This is a genomic window from Pontiella sulfatireligans (assembly GCF_900890705.1).
In the GTDB taxonomy this organism is placed as follows: Bacteria; Verrucomicrobiota; Kiritimatiellia; order Kiritimatiellales; family Pontiellaceae; genus Pontiella; species Pontiella sulfatireligans.
Genome location: NZ_CAAHFH010000001.1, coordinates 1,308,033 through 1,323,840, shown reverse-complemented (window position 1 = coordinate 1,323,840; position 15,808 = coordinate 1,308,033). Strand labels below are relative to the sequence as shown.

General features: G+C 51.1%; 7 protein-coding genes. All 7 read left to right on the top strand.

The window, feature by feature from the left end:
• Positions 1-11 precede the first annotated feature (11 nt).
• Positions 12-2,519, top strand: a complete 2,508-nt coding sequence (locus SCARR_RS04500; protein ID WP_136060320.1) for a glycosyl hydrolase family 95 catalytic domain-containing protein — start codon at positions 12-14, stop codon at positions 2,517-2,519.
• Positions 2,519-4,072, top strand: a complete 1,554-nt coding sequence (locus SCARR_RS04495) for a sulfatase family protein (RefSeq protein WP_136060319.1) — start codon at positions 2,519-2,521, stop codon at positions 4,070-4,072. The genes SCARR_RS04500 and SCARR_RS04495 overlap by 1 nt, the downstream gene beginning before the upstream one ends.
• Before the next feature lie 10 nt (positions 4,073-4,082).
• Positions 4,083-7,037 carry a sugar-binding domain-containing protein gene (locus tag SCARR_RS04490; RefSeq protein ID WP_136060318.1) on the top strand — a complete coding sequence of 985 codons (2,955 nt, stop codon included), beginning with the start codon at positions 4,083-4,085 and terminating at the stop codon, positions 7,035-7,037.
• A gap of 43 nt (positions 7,038-7,080) precedes the next feature.
• Complete coding sequence (locus tag SCARR_RS04485) at positions 7,081-9,429, top strand: DUF5703 domain-containing protein (protein WP_136060317.1); 2,349 nt, start codon at positions 7,081-7,083, stop codon at positions 9,427-9,429.
• Between the two features lie 97 nt (positions 9,430-9,526).
• Positions 9,527-10,900 (top strand): family 43 glycosylhydrolase, encoded by a 1,374-nt coding sequence (locus SCARR_RS04480; RefSeq protein ID WP_136060316.1) that lies wholly within the window; start codon positions 9,527-9,529, stop codon positions 10,898-10,900.
• Positions 10,901-10,980: 80 nt separating this feature from the next.
• A complete protein-coding gene (locus tag SCARR_RS04475) occupies positions 10,981-12,342 on the top strand; it encodes a right-handed parallel beta-helix repeat-containing protein (protein ID WP_222846171.1) in 1,362 nt (453 codons plus the stop codon).
• Between the two features lie 68 nt (positions 12,343-12,410).
• Positions 12,411-15,644, top strand: coding sequence for a discoidin domain-containing protein (locus SCARR_RS04470; RefSeq protein WP_136060315.1), 3,234 nt, complete (start codon positions 12,411-12,413; stop codon positions 15,642-15,644).
• Positions 15,645-15,808 lie beyond the last annotated feature (164 nt).

Genomic DNA, 15,808 nt, shown 5'->3' with positions numbered 1-15,808 from the left:
TCGGAACCATAATGAAAAATACCGTGTTGAAAGCTCTACTGCTTACAGTGGTCTCCATATCTGGAGGCACGTTTGCCCTCAAGGTTGATCCATTACCGCTGGAGCAGCGCAAAGAGGTGGTGAATCTGCCGGGCATGTGCAGCGTCCAGCCTGGCGGACGTTGGGACAGCGGGATCGTAACGGGTAACGGCGTGATGGGGGCGTCGGTACTCGGACAACCCTATGAAGAAAAAGTGATTTTTAATCACGAACGCCTGTTCCGTCCGTTTCTGGATGAACGGCCGCTTCCACCGAAAATTTCCGGGGCTCTGCCGGAAGTGCGACGCCTGATGAAGGAAGGAAAAACAAACCAGGCGCTTGGCTATTGGCGGAAGGTGATGGCGGAGAATGGTCATCCGGAAATTGTAAAAACCCCTGCCTATCATCCGGCCTATGCGATGATGATTCGGCGTAAAGAGGACGGCAGGGTTTTCGACTATTTGCGGAGCGTCGATTTTATGACCGGCGAAGCCGTCGTTCGCTACCGTAACGGCGACGGGCGCTGGATCAACAAAACCTTTGTCTCCCACACGGACAACGTGATCGTTCAGCAGTTCGAGTCGCCGGACGGCAAACCGCTCAGCCTTGATCTGAGCCTGGTCGATCAGACCCATGGGCTGACGGATGACATGGCCCGCATTATTGCCGACTTTTCCAAGGATTGGATGACGGCGCGCTGCAAGTATAGAAAGACGGTGCGGGGTTACGAAGGGACGACCCGCGTTATTGTTGACGGCGGAAAGGTTGAACAGCGTGGCGACGAGGTGCATTGCCTAAACACGAAGCGCGTTCTGTTGCTGACGCGCATCACCGATCTGGATGATTTTGAGCAATCCGAAATCGGGAAGATGCAGAAGAGTCTGTCGGAACTGCCGGCAGATTATGATCAGCTTTTGGCGCGGCATGTGAGGTTGCATGGCACCGCCATGAAACGGATGGTTCTGGATATAGACACGTCCGATGACCGCTATCTGTCTTCGGAAGAACTGATCGCGAAGCAGGCTGGTTCCAAGGAGATTGTTCCGGCCTTACTGCAGAAAATGTTTAATATGGGCCGTTATGCGCTGCTTTCGTCCAGCGGATCCTTGCCGCCGACGCTGAGCGGGATCTGGAATGGGAACCAATCGCCGGCTTGGTCGAACGATTTTACGCTGGACACCAATCTGAACCAGCAGATTGCCGGTGCGAACACCTGTGGCCTGCCGGAAGCCCTTGCGGCGTACCTGAACTTGATCGAAGAGATTGCTCCCTCGTGGGAAGTGAATGCGCAGAACATCTACGGCTTCCGGGGCGTCATGGCCGGCGCCCGTACGTCCGGCAGGGAAAACTATCACACCCATTTCGGCAAGTGGCCGGGGCATTGCTGGACGGCCGGTGCAGCCTGGTTGATTTATCCGATCTACGAGTATTACCAGATCACCGGCGACAAGGAATTTCTGCAGCGGCATGCGCTGCCGCTGATGGAGAAAAATGTAGAATTCTACGAGGATTTCCTGACGGAGTACGATAAGAGTGGACGGTTCCTGTTTGTGCCGTCCTATTCACCGGAACATTTGCCGATGCAGTCGCTGAATGCCGTGCAGGATATTGCGGCGGCCAAGCAGTCAATTCAGAATCTGGTCGAGGCCTATGAAGATCTCGGCATCAAGGCGGATCGCGTTGCGACGCTGAAGGGGATGCTTCAAAAATTCCCGCCGTATCTGGTGAACGAAGAAGGGGTGTTTCAGGAGTGGGCGTATCCGGGAACCCAAGAGGCTTATGATCATCGCCATATGTCGCACAGCTATCCGGTTTGGCCGGCGCATGAACTGAATTGGGAGGGTGATGCAGTGCAGGTTCAGGCGATGCGGGTTGCTCTGGAAAAACGTCTGCCGCAGGGCTGGTCCGGCCACGGCTTTGCCGTACGCGCATTTTGCGCGGCCCGAACCAAATACCCGCAACTGTATTGGCAGAATCTTTACACGCTGATGCACTTTGGGTTTATTCAGCCCAACCTGATTACGCTGCATGATCCGGGCTGGCTCCCGAACACCGACGTGTTGTGCGGACTGCCCGGACTGCTTGCCGAGGCGCTGGTCTATTCCGAACCCGGCGTCATTGAACTTCTGCCCGCCTGGTCGCCGAAACTGCCGAACGGTTCGATCTCAGGCATTCGTTGCCGCACGCAGGCGACGGTCGACTCGCTGGAGTGGGATCTGGACAAGATGCAGACCGCGGCAACCATCACCTCGCTTAAAGACCAATGGGTGACCGTGTATCTGCGTCAGGGCATCAAGGAACTCAAAACGAATGCCGAAACTGAATCCTCGGAGCATGGGTCTATTGCACGCAAAGTATTTCTGAAAAAAGGAACGCCTGTTCGACTCCATATTCTCATGGAGAAAAAGGTCAACACCTATCCCGTGAATGCACCGGTGTTTACGGTGGATCTCGCGATAGAGCAACATGCTGAACGAATGGAAAAAAGGAAGAAGAAATAATGAAGAGCGTCTTGTTTATACTACTGTCCGGGATTTTTTGTGCGGGAGTCTTTGCGGCTGACCGACCGAATGTCGTCGTGATTATTGCAGATGATTTGGGATATGCAGATATGTCGTTTCTGCCGGATGCGCCGGCGGATGTGAAGAAGTATGGAACCCCGGGATTTGACCGGCTGGCGCGGAGCGGAACTTATTTCCGCAATGCGTATGCCGCGGGGTCGATTTGCAGTGTGTCGCGTGCCGGGCTGCTGACGGGGCGCTATCCGTATCGCTGGGGAAACTATTATTTCGGGCAGGGCAGTTTGCCGGAAGGCACCTGTACAATGCCGCAGGCTTTGCACGATGCGGGATACAGGACCGCCAAGTATGGAAAGACGCATCTCGATGGCTGGGGCCCCCGCCTGCTTCCGACACAGCACGGCTTTGATGAGTTTCTCGGGTTCCTCGGATCGACCTGGGATTACATCCGGCTGAGCTCAAAAGACGTGGATGCCTATAAGGCGCGGGCGGGTTTCAAACGCATGGGGTTCCAGTTGGTCGGTCCTTTATTGAAACTGAACGGGCTGGGCGCGACGATGAAGGACGCCGAATATGTTTCGTTTGAAAATCAGTCCACCACCGGCATCTTCACGGATCAGGCGTGCGATTACATTGACCGGAAAAAAGACGGGAAACCGTTCTATCTGCATGTTTCCTATAATGCGGTTCATCATCCATCCTATGTGGTTGAAGAAACCTGGGCCCGGAAGGTCGGGGCGCGTTATGTGCCTTGGGATCGCGATGTCGCCGAGTGGCAGTTTCCGTATTGGGAGCCGAACAAAGAATCCAACGATGAGTTCCATAAAAAGTGGGGCCATATGGGGACGGTCGATCCAGAGGGGCGGCGCTGCTATCTCGCCAATCTGCTGGCTCTCGATTCCGGAATTTCGAAACTTCTCGATTCGTTGGAAAAATCAGGTCAGCGGGAAAACACGCTGGTTGTCTTTATGTCCGATAACGGGGGGACCATTAACACCTATGCCAACAATGCACCGTTGAGGGGGTATAAATATATGCTCGGTGACGGCGGCATACGTGTGCCGATGATCATCAGCATGCCGGGAACGTTCCCGCAGGGAGCCGTGAATGAATCCGCCCTCGTTTCAGCTATGGATATTTTTCCGACGCTGGCGGAACTGGCCGGTATTGAGGTGCCGAAGGATCTGGATGGAAAAAGTCTGCTGCCCGTGTTGAGGAATAAAGTGGATACACAGCATCAATGGCTGGCCTGGGCCCAGAACAAGAACTCCTGGGTCCTTCGTATGAATAAGTGGAAACTGACCCACAACGCCGGCTGGTCTCATGCAAATTATAAACTCGATGAAAAGGGCGATGCCTTTTCGGCAAATGAGTTGATCCGATATCCCAATGAAGCGCAGCTGTTTAATCTGGAAACGAATATTGGCGAGACGATCAATCGAATTGATCAATATCCGGAAATCGTCAATGAAATGCGTGCGTTTTACGCCTCCTGGGAGGAACAAATGCCGGAACCGTTCCGATTGAAGAAATAGAGAAATTAATATGATCACCCAAAGACAGTTTTGTCTGATCGGTTTTCTGCTGGCTCTGCCTGCCTTGAATTTAGTGGCCGGAAGCTCTGTGGATCTGTCCGGAGTGTGGGGCGTGCGGCTCGATCCGGAAAACCGGGGCCGGGCGGAAAATTGGTTTAGCCAATCTTTCGAGGAAACATTGATTCTGCCGGGCTGTCTTCAAGCGCAGGGCTATGGTGAGCGGCCGGGGCCGGACACCACGTGGTGGGCACCGCTTGATCTTTCGCTGCGGAATCCTTGTATGGCAAAATACAGCCATGTAGATGAAAATTTTAAGCTGATTCAATATCTGATGCCGCAGCATCATTATATCGGTAAGGCATGGTATTCCCGGGAGATTGAAATTCCCGGATCGTTTGCCGGCAAGCGGATCACGCTCTCTTTGGAGCGTTGTCATTGGAAGTCGACCGTCTGGGTGGATGGACTTGAACTGGGTTCCACTGATTCGCTGGCGGTACCGCACGTGTATGATATCAGTCGGTTTTCGCCGGGAAAACACCGGGTCTCGGTCTGTGTCGACAATGGGCATATCTATGATCTGGGCACACAGCCGCACAGCGTGTCGGATCAGACGCAGGGAACCTGGAACGGGATCATCGGAGCAATTGCACTGAATGCAACGGATCCGGTTTATCTGAAGTCGGTTCAGATTGTTCCGGATCTTGAATCAAAAACCGCAAACGTCGTTGTAGAAGTCGGTAACCGGACCGGGAGATCCGGTCGCGTGTACCTCGTTGCGGATGCCAACGGCTATAATGCTGGAAATGCCGATGACCCGGCACCGGTTACACATGCCGCACCCTTCTCTGCATCCGAATCGACGATTCTCTCGTTCCCGTATCCGATGGGGGACGGGATGCAGCTTTGGGATGAATTTGAACCGAAACTCTACCGGATGATGGTTTCGCTTAAAGCGGGGGTGTTTCAGGATGAGCGGTCTGTTTCATTCGGAGTCCGTCAGTTTACAACCGACGGCGAATATTTCTATGTGAACGGGTTGAAAACCTTTCTGCGTGGCAACGTGGATTGTGCGGTGAATCCAAAAACCGGCTATGCGCCGATGAGCGTTGACCGCTGGAAAGAAATCTTTCAGGTGTACAAAGATTTCGGGCTGAATTTTGTCCGGTTCCATTCGTGGTGTCCGCCGGAGCAGGCTTTTATTGCGGCTGATGAACTTGGGATCTATCTCGCGCCGGAGGTTCATGAATGGACGACCGTGAAGCCGGGGGCAACGGCTGATTATATCAAAAAGGAATCCGGGCGGATGCTTCTGTATTTCGGGAACTACGCCTCCTTTACGATGATGGGCATGGGCAACGAAAGCCGGGTTGACGAGAAGGTTGCGACGGATTTGATCCGCAGCTGGAAGCAGCAGGATGGCCGGCATCTCTATACTATTAAAGCCAGTGCGGCATCCAATGCCGGTAAGCCCGATGAAATGGATTTTGAGGTGCTCGGTCACATCAAGGATGACCGATTTGCGGGTGGTCGCATCCGCACGCGCTACCAGGCCTTCTGGCCGCCGTTGCCGGAAAACAGCGATCTTTGTGTCGTTCCGCCGCAGACGACCACCGACTGGCGTGAGGGGGTTGCGTTTTATCACTCGAAATTCAAACGTCCGGTGCTGGCTCATGAGATCGGACAGTTCTGTGCCTATCCGGATCTTTTCAATGAGCTTAAAAAATATACGGGCTATCTGCGCCCGACGTATCTGGAGGTTGCGGCCGATCAGCTGGCAGAGCGGGGCATGATCGGCCGGCTGGCCGACTTTGTCCGCGATTCCGGCAAATGGCAGGTGGAGCTGACTCGCGAAGAGATAGAGGCCGTTTTTCGCACCCCCGGCTACGCCGGATTCCAGTGGCTGGGTCTGAATGACTTTACCGGACAGAATACCGCGCCGGTTGGTTTCACCGATGCATTCTATGAACCGAAGTTGTATGTGACCGGAGCTGAAATGAAGCGATGGTGTGCGCCGACGGTGCTGCTCGCCCGGCTTCCCCGGCGGACGTATCAAACCGATGAGTCCTTGAACGTCGGATTGGAGATCAGTCATTTTGGAAAACAAAAACTGAACCTGGATGATCTCAAAATCAGGGTTCGCAATGCCGAGGGAACCGTCCTGAAAGAGAAATGCATTTCCGCGGGATCGTATGGTCAGGGAAACGCTCAGTCGGCAGGAACGTTCGCAATGTCTCTGGCCGGTCTGCGGGCTCCGGCAAAGTACAATCTGGAAATGCGTTCTGAATCGAACGGACTTACCAATGACTGGAATTTCTGGGTCTATTCAAAGGAAGAAGCCAAGCCGTTTCCGTCTGATTTGATCGTTGCTCGAATGTGGAATGCAGAAACGCTGGATGCGCTCAATGCCGGGAAGACGGTTCTGTTACTCCCGGTCATTGGAACGTTGAAAGGCGATCTGCCAACATGCTTTACGACCTACTACTGGACCAGCTTCGGAAAAAAGGGCGGACAGTCATCCGCCTGTGGCATAACGCTCAATCCGGCTCATCCGCTGTTTAACGCCTTTCCGACGGAGTCACATGCTAACTGGCAATGGTGGGATCTGCTGTCCCGCTGCCAGCCGATGATCCTTGATCAATTTGAAGAACCGAATCCGTGGCCGAAAGAGTATCAGCCGCTCGTTCAGACCATCGATACATGGAAGTTGAATCGAAAAACGGCGCTGGTGACGGAGGCAAAAGCCGGCCAAGGAAAGCTGCTGATTTGTTCCATGGATCTGGAATCCGATCTTGAGAAACGTCCTGTGGCGCGGCAGTTCCGTAAATCGCTGATTCAATTCCTTCAGTCGCCGGATTTTAATCCGCAGACCAAGGTGACGGTCTCCGAGATCGCTGCGCTTTTCGATCAGTCCCGTCCGGACGTGCGGGAGAGTCTGCAGGGGCTGCCTACCGATCTGCTTCAGTAAGAATTAAGGTATAAACCTATTATCATAGGAGGATATTTTGAGTATGAACAACCGTTACATCATGATTGCATTGAACCTTGCCGTGGGGTTTATGCCGCTCTTTTCACTGGGGTTTAATCCAGATCAATACAATGTGCTTTGGAAGACGCAAAGCAAGAATTCCTCGGAATCGATGCCGGTGGGTGGACATAGCATCGGCCTGAATGCCTGGGTGGAGGATGGAGATATTCTCTTCTATGCGCAACGAAGTGGATCGTTTGATGAAAATAATGAATATTTCAAGTTAGGGCGCTTTCGAGTTCAGTTAACGCCGAACCCGTTTGAGCCGGGCGCATCCTTTGAGCAGGAGCTGAAACTGCATGAAGGATTTGTTCAGCTGCGGGGTAGCAGTAAGACTTCGGAGGCCACGGTGAATATTTGGGTGGAGGCCTTGCGTCCTGTGATTCATGTCGATGTCCAAGGAGAAACAGAAACCACCGCAGTCGTTTCGTATGAGGGGTGGCGGAATGAGGCGGTCGAGCTGCCTGATGAATCTCAGGGAGCGCGTTTTGGCTGTTTTAGCTGGGAAGGCTATCCGGGCCAGGTGATCTCCTATCCGGATGTGGTCGAGCAGCAGGATAACGGAGTCCTTTTCTATCATCGCAACCGTGACGATCAATTGCTAATCGATTTTATGATTCCCTATTTGGGGTTGGATGAGGTGAAAAATCAGATTGTTAATACCCAGAAAGGGCGCACTTTTGGCGGCTATCTGACGGGGGATGGTTTTGTGCAGGATGGAACCGGTGAGGCAACCTATGTGTTAACGCCCTACAAAGCGTGGAAACTACGTTCTGTCAACGTGCGGAATGATCACCATATCCGCATCTATACGCATGTTGCTCAGACCGATTCGCTGAAACGCTGGCAACAGGATTTGGAAAAACAGCGATTGGAAGGGGAGAGCGATGCGGAGGCGCGTTGGCAAACCCTCAACTGGTGGAATGCCTTTTGGAATCGCAGTCATTTGGTGATTAATGCCGATGATACAGATTCCAAGGCTTGGACGCTGGGCCGTAACTATCAGCTGTTCCGCTATCAGATGGGTTGCAACTGGTATGGCGAATATCCGACCAAGTTTAATGGTGGAAATTTCACCTTTGACCCTTCGTTGGTGAAAAGCAAAAAGCACTATTCTCCTGATTTTCGCAACTGGGGGGGCGGAAGCTTTACCGCTCAGAATCAGCGGTTGCTCTACTGGCCTCTGCTTAAAACCGGCGATTTTGAGGCGATGATTCCGCAACTTGAATTTTACCGGCGTATGCTTTCCGCCGGAAAAGCGCGTGTGAAAACCTATTTTGGTCATGAGGGTGCCTATTTTTGCGAGCAGACTGAAAATTTTGGATTGCCCATTTTGACGGCCTGGGGCTGGAAAGAACCGGAGGCAAAAAAACGCAATAGACCGCCTGACTTGGAACCCGGTGTGTTGCAGAATAAATATATCGTCTATCACTATGAATCTCAGCTCGAGTATTCTTACATGATGCTCGAATACCACCGGTACAGCGGTGCCGATATTTCTGACTACATGGAATTCATCAAGGAATCCATCCGCTTTTTTGATGCCCATTATCAGATGCGTAATCAGCAGCTAACGGGACAAGCGTTGGATAAAAACGGAAAGTTGGTGATCTATCCATCCACCTCCTGCGAAACCTATAAAAATGCAAAAAACCCTGCGGATGTGGTGGCGGGACTCGAAGTGTGTCTCGAAAGCCTGCTGGCACTGAACGACAGCGGTTTGACGGATGAGGAGCGCCGATACTTTACGGGGATGCAGCAACGCCTTCCCGGCTATTTTTACGATACCGTTGACGGCGACCAAATCCTTAAGCCGGCAGAATCATGGAAGGGTATTATAAATAACGAATGCCCGCAGTTCTATCCCTTATTCCCTTTTAATCGCTTTACCTTGAATGACGAGGATGCGATGGAGGTCTTCCGCAATACCTGGAAGCACGGGACGTTTAGAAAAGACACGTTCTGCAGTTGGCATCAGGACGGCATCTTTCTTGCCCGTATGGGGATGGTCCAGGATGCCGTCGATTTCAATACAAAGAAAATGAGGGATTCCGGGCGACGTTTTCCGACCTTTTGGGGGCCGGGGCACGACTGGGCGCCGGATCATAACTGGGGTGGATCCGGGATGATCGGACTGCAGGAAATGCTCTTGCAGACGGTTGATGATGAAATCCGCCTGTTCCCCGCGTGGCCGAAGGAATGGGACGTCGATTTTAAACTGCATGCTCCGCAAAATACGGTAATCGAAGGGGTGCTCAGAGACGGGCAGTTCACCCTTAAATCCATCACGCCGGAATCGCGGCGAAAAGATATCATCAATATGTTGGAATAACCCACGCTGAAACGGGATTGCGCGAGCGAAAAGTTCAACATTGGCGCGGACTCGCTAACGCTCCGTTCATCTTGTGATTTTATAGAAAGGAATAACGATGAAATTTGAAAAGAAGTTATGTATGGCAGGTTGTATGTTGGGGCTTAGTGTTGCAATGGCACAGGCGATTGTCGGCGTGCAGCGAGAAGGGGTTGATGATCACTTTGTTTCGCACCCTCAACCGGTTTTGTCCGAGCCCGTTAAAATTGATAATTTGTTTCCGGGGCATGGCTTAACCGATCCGCATGCGTGGATCGAGGATGGCCGGCTTTATCTGTTTGCAGGGCGGGATATTTCCTGGAAGAACGATCGGGACTGGCTGATTGATTGCTGGGAAATCTGGTCCACGGACAATCTGTATGACTGGAACTATGAGTCCGCTATATGGCCGAAAGACAACTATATGGGGGAAAAAGGAAACTGTTGGGCTGGCGATATTGCGGCGAAAGACGGGACGTATTATTGGTACTTTTCCAATAAGAATATGGATATCGGTGTGATGGTCTCCGACTCCGTTAATACGGGCTATCGAGATGCGCTTGGCCATCCGCTGCTTGCCGAAGACACGGTTCCTTCGAAAGTGTATGATCCGGATGTGTTTGTAGAAGACGGGAAGTACTACATCATTTTCGGCGCAGGGGGGTATTATATTGCCCAGCTGGCGGATGATATGATTTCCCTGGCTGAAGAGCCGAAGTATCTGCTGAAAGGGGGGGATAAACCCACGACCTTTAAGCGTAACGGCATATACTACCTTTTCTGGGATAACAGTTATGTCATGAGTGATTCTATTTACGGCCCGTACTCCCGCCGACACCAGTTTGTGCAAGGGGGCCACAGCTCGGTGTTTGAATGGAACGGGCAGTGGTACATGCTGACGGAGAATAATGATATCGGTTATTTTTTCAGGGGCATCTCGCTAAAGCCGCTGTTCTTTAATGAGGATGGAACAGTGATTATTCCGCCGGATGATATGAAATATCCGGGAGCGCGGCGGGACTGGACCTTTGAGCACGCGGCTATCGCCTGGCAGGCCGTGCAGGGCACGACACTGGAATGGGATAAAGCAGCGAAAAGCATTAAAGGTGAAATCAGCGGATATGCGGTTATTCAGCCCAACCTTTGTTTGATGAATGAAGCGAAAAATATGACCACGTTCCGTATCCGCCTGAAAAACCAAACCGCCGCCAAACAGGCGAAGGTAACCATTGTGACCGGCGAAACGGGACGAGACTGGCGCAGTGCGAAAATTGATTGGGATGCCGCCTATTCCGTGGTCTTCGATTTGTCGGACAATCATGAGGACTTTGTTGATTATAAGATTCAACTGGATAACTTCGGATTTGATCGGCTTTTGAAAACCGTCCGGATTGAGCCGGCCTTAGGTGTTGAGGAAGGTTCGTGGGAAATTGACTCGATCGGTATTGAGTAATCAGAACCCAAACCGCCTTCGATGCGTCATCATTTGATGCGATGAAAATCGAATGGCTGCGCGGCAAAGGAATGCAGCATATGAAAACGGGAATGCGAGGAATTATAGTCGGGGGAATCCTCTGTGCACTGGTCTGCGCAGCTGATGCTAAACCAGTCCAACCGTTGGACGATCTGAAGGTTACCGAGAGTCGTTTTGCAACGGTGGAGGTGCTGACGGATCATAGCATCTTTGAGTATCATCTCGATAACTCGGGAGAGCGGGATGTGTCATTGGCGCTTCAGGAAATATTTGATCGGACGGCCGGGCTGAATGATACATCGGCCACGTTCAACTTCCTGCCTGGCGTTTATTTTATTGATGGCCCGATCAACGTGCATCTCGTCAGTCTTGAATTAAGAGGGCATGGGCACGGGGGACTGGATGTGCATGGGATGTGTCTGAAGAGCGGGACTGTTTTCCAATTCGGGAAACATACCGGACCGGACTGCATTACCTTTCATCGGGCGGGGCATTCCAAATCATTCCCAGCCGGGGAAGCGCCGTGGAAACAGGTGAACAGCAAGGTCGCGGTGATCGGCATGACCTTTGTGGGGTATAACAACACGGGGGTGGATACGGATAAAGGCTACAGTCGTTTTCGTAAGGATGAGCCCAATTTCCGCGGGTTGAACTGGTGGCCTGCCGAAGGACGATATGACGATGAGGAAAAGGAAGGGCAGCGGGCGCTCGTATTTCCAAAGGGCTGGAAGAATGAACTGTTACGGGTGAACAGTTGTTATTTCACGGATCTATATGTCGGCTTGGAGATCGCGTATTGCGACGTGAGCTATATCACCGACAGCTGGTTTGCGCAGATGGTTTACGGCATTCGTATAAAAGGGGGATCCGCTGTGGTCCTGATTAAAAACAACTGTTTTGCCGACCTTGAGACCGGGGTGATTATTGGAGAAACCAAGGCTTCAAATCTGAATGGAAATGGTTTCGCCTACGTGAGCAAATGTTTTGAACTCCGTAAAATAAATGAATCAACGGTCAGCAATAACACCCTCACAAACTGGAAAAACTCAACCGGAGCGGCCGCGTTCGGAGCCTTCTGTCATATCGGTTCTTCTAAGAATCTGGTGATGACGGGAAACAGTATTAATCAGGAGATCGATTCGCGGACCAAAACCCGAACGGTCGATGCAGCACCGAATGGGCGGGCATTCATTAATATTGAAGATTCTGAAAATCTGATGTTTGCAAATAACGTTGTCAATACGATCCAGAGCCAGACGGTGGTACGGCTTCACAATGTGCGGTTTTCCGCAATTATCGATAATATTATTACCTACGGTGCCGGCGGAAATGCAGTCGCTCAGACTGGAACCTGTCAGGGCAATTATTATCGACCGATTGATCCCGAGAAGAGTGCACCATTTGAGCCATTTAAACCTTAGTTCTGAACACGGCCAAAAATACCTGAATGGCGAACCGCTGGTGAAAGCCGTCAGAAGAAAAGGAATATATGAAAAAGATAATTAGTTGTGGGTTTTTTGCAACGTTGATTTCGGTGACCTATGGTTATTCGAAGCCTGAATATGCACCGGAATATGTTCCGCCGGCTGCCAGTGGGCAGGCCGAGATCAAGGTGGGAGCCGAGGGAGCGGATTTGTCAGGTGCCTGGACCATCCGGTTGGATGACGAAAAGAAACCGGTTGGTGAACAAGAGCAATGGTTTGATCAGATGGGCTTTAAGGAAAAGATCAACCTGCCTGATGCGTTACAGAATGCAGGGTTTGGATCGCCCGTGACAGTTGATACCGAATGGATGGGCGTTTCGGGACATCATCTTTGGTTTACGAAGAAGTATGACAAGTATCGGGAAGAGGGGAATATTAAGGTTCCGTTCTTCCTCCAGCCGGAACGACGGTTCATTGGCGATGCCTGGTATCAGAAAACGATCGTGATCGGTAAAGATGCCCCGAAGAATAAAGACCTGATACTGGCGCTGGAGCGCCCGCACTGGTCATCAACCGTATGGTTGGATGGCGAGGAAATCGGAACGAACAATTCGTTGGGTGTGCCGCACGTTTTCAATCTAGGCAAAAACTTGAACAGAGGTGCGCACAACCTGGTTGTTAAGGTCAACAACACATTGCTGTTGCCGGTGGGCAGCCGCGCACACAGTGTGTCGGATGAAACCCAAGGCGCCTGGAACGGAATTATCGGAGATATAAACCTTTCCTGGCGTGCTCCGGTATTTATTCAGCATGTTAAGGTTGAAACAGATTATAGAACCCGGTCAGCCAAGTTGGAGCTGTTTATTGAAAACAACACGGGAGCTGCTCAAAAAGCAGGGGTTCAGGTTCTAGATCAGAAAAAAGCCCTTAATCTGAGTGCAGGCCTGAATGAAATTGCTATGACAGTAAATTTCGGTGCGGAAGCTGAGTTGTGGCGTGAGTTCCATCCGGTACTGCATGACTTGGATATTTCCCTGAAATCGAACTTCGGTGCTGAGTCGAAGGAACTGAAGGTTGGTCTTCGTAGTATTGAGGCGGAGGGACAAAAGTTTCTGGTAAACGGGAACGAAACCTTCATGCGAGGTACGCTGGACTGCTGCATTTTTCCTAAGACCGGATATCCTCCGATGGATAAGGAAACCTGGCTGGAGCATCTGGGAAAAATGAAGGCGTCGGGCATTAACCATGTTCGTTTCCATTCGTGGTGTCCGCCTAAGGCCGCTTTTGAAGCAGGCGATGAGCTGGGCATGTATCTGATGCCGGAGATTCATATCTGGGGAAATCCAAGCGATCCCGCGTTCGGAACATGGGTTGTCGATGAAGGGAAACGTATTATTGATGAATACGGAAACCATCCCTCTTTTATCTTTTTCACGCATGGCAACGAGCCCTGGCGTGGGGAGCTCAATTCGACATTCCTGTCGAACTTGACGAAAGAGCTGAGAACCTATGACTCCCGTATGCTCCATACGGCATCCGCCAATACGATTCAGTCGGAGTTCGATGAATTTACATGCACGACCCAGCCAAGAGGCCGGAATGGCTGGAAAGGTGTAGGGTTCAATGTTCCTCACAATAATCCCTTTATTCAGCATGAGGCGGGACAATGGTGTGCCTACCCAAACTTTGATGAAATGAAAAAATACATCGGGCCGCTAAAGCCGAAGAACTTTGAAATCTTTCTGGAGCAGGCAGAAGAAAACGGAGTGCTTCCGCTATGGAAAAGATTTCTCCATGCATCCGGCAAACTCCAGATGCTTTGCTATAAGGAAGATTGCGAAGCGGCTTTGGCTTCAGATGGTATTTCCGGAACACAGCTTTTGGGGATTTCCGACTTTTCAGGGCAGGGGACATCGCTCGTGGGATACCTCGATGCGTTCATGGATGAAAAGGGCTACTTTACAAAAGCGCAGTTTTTTAAGTTCTGGAACTGGAGTGTTCCGCTGGCCCGGATGAGTTCTTATGTTTACAAAAATGCGGACTCGTTGAATGTGCCGGTCATCTATGCCTACTTTGGTGAAGGCGAATTGAAAAACCAGACGTTGATATGGGAAGTAAAAGATGCGTCAGGAAAGGTCTGTATTGCTGACGAGTTTATGAGTCTAGATATTAAGAGCGGCCGTAATCAGGTCGGAGCAATCTCGACTTCATTGAAAAGTTTGAGCGCCCCGGCAAACTATACGCTGTTGTTGCGCCTGAAAGGTACGGAAGTGGAAAACAGCTGGGAATTCATGGTGTGCGAGGATGCACCGAAAACAAAACCAGGGAACGTCATGGTTCACCGAAAGATGGATGCAGAGCTGGAGGCTGCACTGAAAGCAGGGAAGTCCGTTTTGTTTATGCCGGAGGAATACAGTCGGGCGCATCCTAAGCTCAGCTTTGAGCCGGTCTATTGGAATAAATTTCTTTTTGCGCACAACAAGGATCGCGTCACCCTCGGGCTGCTGATCGATGACGCCCATCCTGTTTTCAATAATTTCCCGACGGCAGAGCATACTACGTGGGGCTGGGAAAATATTCTGGGCAATTCGTATGGGCTGGTGATGCAGGAACTTCCCCAAGATGGAATAATTGTTCGGCCGATCGACGATTGGAACGAAAATCGACAGCTTGGCTTTATCATGGAATACAAAGTTGGCAAGGGGAAGATACTGGTCTGTATGGCAGATCTGTTCAAACTGAAGGATCATGATCCGGCTGCAAGGCAGCTCCTGAATTCGCTTTTGGGCTATATGAACAGCCGTGCATTCGCTCCGGATACGGAGATGCAATTGAAGGATCTGTCCGACGCGTTAAGCTATTCGAGCAACACATCAATGATGCTCAACATCGGAGCGCGCATTCAGGCGGTAAACCATGCCTGGAAGAAAAGTCAGGGTCAGGCAATTGATGGGGATGAAGGTACCGATTGGTTGGGCAAGTTCGATGGTTCAGGCTTTATCACGATTGATCTGGGCAAAGAGACCACCCTCCAGGGGTTATTGCTGACCAATACTAACCTCAAAGAATTTGAGGTTTATCACGGCAACGATCTGAAAAACCTTACCATGGTGACGCTGAAAGATGCGGATTTCAAGGACTGCATGTCTTTGACGCTGGATGCTGATGCAGCGACTTCTTCGAAGAAAGTCTGGTTTAAAGGGGAGAGTGTCGGGCGATACTTGCGGATTTATATCAAGAGTTTACATGGCCGGACCATTAAGTTCGGCGAAATCGATGTTATTTTCGTAATCATGTAAGGGTCCGGAAATTAATTTACGGCGACAATGACGGAAACATTGAGTGAAGTTGAACTAGTTCGCCGAAAAGATATCCGTTCGAAGCCGATTAATTGGTGAAAATCAGCAAAGAACAAAGGGGAAGCAACCGCCGAAGCGGAGCGCAGATAATTCCCAAAGATAAT